Source organism: Microbacterium sp. BF1 (assembly GCF_019279095.1).
In the GTDB taxonomy this organism is placed as follows: domain Bacteria; phylum Actinomycetota; class Actinomycetes; order Actinomycetales; family Microbacteriaceae; genus Microbacterium; species Microbacterium maritypicum.
In genome coordinates this window covers 1-6040 of record NZ_JAGYWT010000122.1, presented here as the reverse complement: position 1 = coordinate 6040, position 6040 = coordinate 1, and the positions used below count along the sequence as shown (strand labels likewise).

The 6040-nt window shown below is 67.8% G+C and carries 4 protein-coding genes; 1 reads left to right on the top strand and 3 read right to left on the bottom strand.

Annotated features, from left to right (window positions below):
- The coding region (locus KZA10_RS06400) for a multifunctional oxoglutarate decarboxylase/oxoglutarate dehydrogenase thiamine pyrophosphate-binding subunit/dihydrolipoyllysine-residue succinyltransferase subunit (protein WP_218682445.1) at positions 1 to 3427 on the top strand (3427 nt) is incomplete at its 5' end.
- Between the two features lie 63 nt (positions 3428 to 3490).
- On the opposite strand, the gene KZA10_RS06395 is transcribed toward KZA10_RS06400, so the two are convergent.
- From KZA10_RS06395 to KZA10_RS06385, 3 genes are read right to left on the bottom strand one after another with little or no spacing between them, the layout of a single operon-like run.
- Complete coding sequence (locus KZA10_RS06395) at positions 3491 to 4795, bottom strand: GNAT family N-acetyltransferase (protein WP_218682444.1); 1305 nt, start codon at positions 4793 to 4795, stop codon at positions 3491 to 3493.
- 33 nt (positions 4796 to 4828) lie between these two features.
- Entirely contained in the window at positions 4829 to 5074 is a 246-nt protein-coding gene (locus tag KZA10_RS06390; RefSeq protein ID WP_218682443.1) for a zf-HC2 domain-containing protein, read from the bottom strand.
- Complete coding sequence (locus tag KZA10_RS06385; RefSeq protein WP_141386459.1) at positions 5071 to 5733, bottom strand: sigma-70 family RNA polymerase sigma factor; 663 nt, start codon at positions 5731 to 5733, stop codon at positions 5071 to 5073. The genes KZA10_RS06390 and KZA10_RS06385 overlap by 4 nt, the downstream gene beginning before the upstream one ends.
- Positions 5734 to 6040 lie beyond the last annotated feature (307 nt).

Below are 6040 nucleotides of genomic sequence, written 5' to 3'. Positions count from 1 at the left end.
GCCCGCCGCCGCAGCACCGATCCCGGCGCAGGCTCCGAAGCCCGCAGCGAAGTCCGAGTCGGCGGAGGCTCCGGCTCCCGTCGAAGAAGACAAGGTCACGCCCCTTCGCGGTCTGCCCAAGACACTCGCGGCGAACATGGACGAGTCGCTCACCGTCCCGACCGCCACCAGTGTGCGCACGGTGCCGGCGAAGCTGATGATCGACAACCGCATCGTCATCAACAACCACATGGCGCGCACCCGCGGCGGCAAGATCAGCTTCACCCACCTCATCGGCTGGGCGCTCATCCGCACGCTGGACGAGTTCCGCAGCCAGAACGTGTTCTACGCAGAGGTCGACGGCAAGCCCTCCGTGGTGGCGCCGGCGCATGTCAACCTCGGCATCGCGATCGACCTGCCCAAGCCCGACGGCACGCGCGCCCTCATGGTGCCCAGCATCAAGCGCGCCGACACGTTGACGTTCACCGAGTACCTCTCCGCTTACGAGGATCTGGTCACGCGCGCACGCGGCAACAAGCTGACCGCGGGCGACTTCCAGGGCACCACGGTGTCGCTCACCAACCCGGGCGGCATCGGCACCGTGCATTCGGTGCCGCGTCTGATGAAGGGCCAGGGCTGCATCATCGGCGCCGGCGCCCTCGAGTACCCGGCCGAGTTCCAGGGTGCGAGCGAGAAGACGCTCAACGAGCTGGCGATCGGCAAGACCATCACGCTCACCAGCACCTACGACCACCGCGTCATCCAGGGAGCGGGCTCCGGCGAGTTCCTCAAGAAGGTGCACGAGCTGCTCATCGGTCAGCGCGGCTTCTACGACGACATCTTCGCCGCTCTGCGCATCCCGTACGCCCCCATCCGCTGGAACCCCGACATCGCCGTCGACCTCGCCGAGCGCGTCGACAAGCAGTCGCGGGTGCAGGAGCTGATCAACTCCTTCCGCGTGCGTGGTCATCTGATGGCCGACATCGACCCGCTCGAGTACGTGCAGCGCTCGCACCCCGACCTCGAGATCGAGAGCCACGGTCTGACCTTCTGGGACCTCGACCGCGAATTCGTCACGGGCGGCTTCGGAGGACGACGCATCGCGAAGCTCCGCGACATCCTCGGCGTGCTCCGCGACTCCTACTGCCGCACGCTCGGCATCGAGTACATGCACATCCAGGACCCGGAGCAGCGCCGCTGGTTCCAGGAGAAGGTCGAGGTCAAGTACCAGAAGCCCGGCCACGACGAGCAGCTGCGGGTCCTCCGCAAGCTCAACGAGGCCGAGGCCTTCGAGACCTTCCTGCAGACCAAGTTCGTCGGCCAGAAGCGCTTCTCGCTCGAGGGCGGCGAGTCGCTGATCCCGCTGCTCGACGAGATCCTGCAGGGCGCGGCCACCGCCGGGCTCGAGGGCGCCGCGATCGGCATGGCCCACCGCGGCCGCCTGAACGTACTCACCAACATCGCAGGCAAGACGTACGGCCAGGTGTTCCGCGAGTTCGAGGGCACGCAGACGCCGGGCAACCAGCGCGGCTCCGGAGACGTGAAGTACCACCTCGGCACCGAGGGCACCTTCGTCGCCGACGACCAGTCTGAGCTTCCCGTCTACCTCGCCGCCAACCCCTCGCACCTCGAGACGGTCGACGGCGTGCTGGAGGGTATCGTCCGCGCCAAGCAGGACCGCAAGCCGATCGGCACGTTCGCCTGGCTGCCGATCCTCGTGCACGGCGACGCGGCCTTCGCAGGCCAGGGCGTCGTGGTCGAGACGCTGCAGATGTCGCAGCTGCGCGGCTACCGCACCGGCGGCACGATCCACGTGGTCGTGAACAACCAGGTCGGTTTCACCACGACGCCGAACGACGGTCGCACCTCGATCTACTCGACCGACGTCGCCAAGACGATCGAGGCGCCGGTGTTCCACGTGAACGGCGACGACCCCGAAGCGGTCATCCACGTCGCTCAGCTCGCTTTCGAGTACCGCGAGCGCTTCCACCGCGATGTCGTGATCGACCTGGTCTGCTACCGCCGACGCGGCCACAACGAGGGAGACGACCCCTCGATGACGCAGCCGCTGATGACCGATCTCATCCAGGCGAAGCGGTCCGTCCGCCGCCTGTACACCGAGTCGCTCGTCGGTCGTGGTGACATCACCGAGCAGGAGTACGACGAGGCCAAGGCCGACTTCCAGAACCGCCTGGAGATCGCCTTCGCTGAGACGCACGCCGCCGAGACCGGCGCTCTGCCGATCTCCCCGGAGCTGCCGCCTGCCGACGACCAGGTCGGCGCTCCGGAGATCACCGGTGTGCCGAACGAGGTCATCCAGATGATCGGCGACGCCTTCGTGAACAAGCCCGAGGGCTTCACGGTGCACCCCAAGATCCAGCAGCTGCTGGAGAAGCGCCTCGACATGAGCCGCAACGGCGTCATCGACTGGGGCTTCGGCGAGCTGCTCGCATTCGGCTCTCTCCTCGTGGAAGGCACCTCGGTGCGTCTCGCCGGTCAGGATGCTCGTCGCGGGACGTTCGTGCAGCGCCATGCGACTCTGCACGACCGCGCGAACGGCCAGGAGTGGCTCCCGCTGTCGAACCTGTCCGACGCACAGGGCCGCTTCTTCGTCTACGACTCGCTGCTCAGCGAATACGCCGCTCTCGGCTTCGAGTACGGCTACTCGGTCGAGGCTCCTGAGGCCCTCGTGCTCTGGGAAGCGCAGTTCGGCGACTTCGTCAACGGCGCCCAGTCGATCATCGACGAGTACATCTCCGCGGCCGAGCAGAAGTGGGGACAGCAGTCCAGCGTCACCCTGCTCCTCCCCCACGGCTACGAGGGCCAGGGACCGGACCACTCGTCGGCACGCATCGAGCGCTTCCTGCAGCTGTGCGCGCAGGACAACATGATCGTGTCGCGCCCGTCGACGCCCGCGTCGTACTTCCACCTGCTGCGCCGCCAGGCGTACGCCCGTCCGCGCAAACCGCTGATCGTCTTCACCCCGAAGGCGATGCTGCGTCTGCGCGGCGCGACGAGCCCGGTCGAAGCGTTCACCCAGGGTCGGTTCGAGCCGGTCATCGACGACGACCGCGGTCTCGACCGCACGGCCGTCAAGCGCGTGCTCGTGCACTCGGGCAAGGTGCACTGGGATCTGCGGGCCGAGCTCGAGAAGAACCCGAATCCCGAGGTCGCCCTCGTCCGGCTCGAGCAGCTGTACCCGACGCCGATCGATGAGCTCAAGGCGATCACCGACTCCTACCCGAACGCCGAGCTGGTCTGGGTGCAGGAAGAGCCGGAGAACCAGGGCGCCTGGCCGTTCCTCGCGCTCGCCTTCGCCGACGTTCCCGGCGACCGATCGTTCCGCCCGGTCTCGCGCACGGCTTCGGCATCGCCGGCGACGGGATCCTCGAAGGTCCACGCCGCCGAGCAGGCAGCACTGATCCGCGCGGCCGTCACCCTCGGCTGATCGTCAGACGAGAGGGCGCTGCGACTCCGGTCGCAGCGCCCTCTCTCGTCTGTGCGGTGCGGATCAGTACCAGATGTCGAGAGACGGAGCGGGGAAAGAGATGAGCGCCCGGTCGAACGCCTCGACGGCCGCAGGGCTGGCCGTGATGCGTCCGGCACCGTGCAGTGTCGTGGCGCGGACTCCACCGGCATAGAGCGCCGAGAGCATCGAGACGTCGAGCGTGATGTCGGCCTCGGCGCCCTCGTCTGCGGCGTCGACTGTCGCGATGCCGTCGTCGTCCACGCGCAGGCGCCAGTCGCCGTTCGTGAAGCCCAGCGAGTCCTCGACCCGGAGGACCGTGTCGATCGGGGCCGAGTACCGACGTGCCGTCAGCGCCGTCGGGAGGTCGAGGATGCGCAGCCACCCGTGGTCGTGCACCTCCTGCTTCACCCCGCGGGTGTCGTGCACCAACCACGGCAGGGGGTCATCGATCGGGCGGAGGTCGGCGACCACCTCATCGACGAGGTCGTGCTGCAGGGCGAAGCGCCAGAGCGCGGCGCGCGCGTCAGCCGTCTCCGCGACGAGCAGACGCACGTCCATCCGGAAGCGGAAGGTGCCGGTCGCCTCACCCACGGTGTAGGCCATCACCCCGCGCAGCGCACCGTCCTCGTCGCGGTAGCGCACACCGCGGGCCTGGTCGCGATCCGGGGTGGGCGCGACTCCTGCGTAACCCTCCCATCGGCCTTCCCAGCCGGGGATCTGTCCCGATGCTCTGCCTCGGGCGCGCTCGTGCACCGCACCGAGGTCGGCGGCGAGCGTCTCGCGATCGATGTACTCGAGAGTGCCGGTCGGAGTCGGTCCGCTCCAGCCCGCACGTCGTGTCTCGACCGTGTGGCGCGCGACCGGAATCGCTGCACCGAAGCCGTAGCGGCCGTAGATCGTCGCCTCGGACACCGTGAGCCCGGCGATGGCCACTCCGGCGGATGCCGCAGCCCGCAGCTCCCCTTCGAGAAGCGCCCTGGCGATCCCACGGCGGCGGTGGGTCGCCGCGACCGTGACCACGCTGATCGCCCACATCCCGATCTCGGCGCCGCCGGGGACGGTGAGGGGTGTGATCCAGCCGTCTATGGTCGCCACGGGCAGCGCAGCGGCCGGGGCGTTCTTCTCGTACACCCCGACGTTCCGCCGCTCCGCGAAGGTCTTTCGCACCTGGGCGAGCATGTCGCTTGTCGGCTCGGGGCCGAGGAATCCGCGGTCGACGGCACGCTCGAAACCCGAGGCGCTCGCGTCATCGCTCAGATCGACGACGCGGTAGTCGAGGCCGGCTCCGGCCAGTCTTTCCGTCGAGGTGGTGTCAGCGGGTACGTCGCGCGCATCGATGGAGGTCATCCGTCCACACTACCGACGGCCTCCGGCGTGCGGTCAGTGCTGCGAGGCCTGAACGGCGCGCAGACGCTCGAAGACCTGGTCGCGAAGCTGCTCGGGAGCGGTCTCCTTGCAGGCGCGGGCGATCACCTCGGTGAGGGTCGTGGCGACGAGAGCCTCATCCCGACATGACGGGCAGTTGTCGAGGTGCTCGCGGATCTCGGTGTGCTCGGTCTTGCACACCTCGTTGCGGAGGTACTCCTCCAGATCCTGACGGGCTTTGTCGCAGCCGCAGTCGCTCATTTCTTGCTCCTCGTCTCAGCCGCGGCGATGCCCCGCTCAGCGGCGTAATCTGCCAACAGCTCCCGCAGCATCCGCCTGCCACGGTGCAGGCGGCTCATCACGGTGCCGATGGGGGTCTTCATGATGTCGGCGATCTCCTGATACGCGAAACCTTCGACATCTGCGAGATAGACCGCGAGGCGGAAGTCCTCCGGCACGGCCTGCAGCGCATCCTTGACCACCGAGGCCGGCATCCGGTCGATGGCCTCCGCCTCGGCCGAACGACTGTGCGACGCCGTGGTGGACTCGGCTCCGCCCAACTGCCAGTCCTCGAGCTCGTCGATCGTGCCCTGGAAAGGCTCGCGCTGGCGCTTGCGGTAGATGTTGATGTACGTGTTGGTGAGGATCCGATAGAGCCACGCCTTGAGGTTCGTGCCCTGCGAGAACTTCGCCCAGGACCCGTAGGCCTTCACGAAGGTCTCCTGCACGAGATCGGCGGCATCCGCCGGGTTGCGCGTCATGCGCATCGCGGCGGCGTAGAGCTGATCCATGAAGGGGATCGCCTGCTCCTCGAACTCGCGCCGAGGGTCGCCGACGGTGTCTGCGGTTACGGTGTCATCCATCACCGGCCAGTCTAGGCCGCTGAGGTCGATCACCTCGCGCTCCAACGTCGCCGGCATACTCTCTCCTTCGGGTCGGGAGGCCTGTCTTTCGCGACGAAGCTCCCTGCGTTTACTAAGGTGAGAACCGATGAGCGCCAACAGGTATTCCCCCTCCCGTGTGCAGGGCGCCTATCCCGCGCCCACGGCCGACGTGCCCGTGCACGCCGAACTCACGATCCCCGGTTCCAAATCGCTGATTCGGCCATCGCCACGATAACGCCGATGCTTGACGACAGCTTTGCAGAGCAGCTTTGGCGCGACTACCGGGCGGACAATCTCACTGAATGGGCCGGATGGCGGGAACCAGCCGAGCGAGCAGACGGCC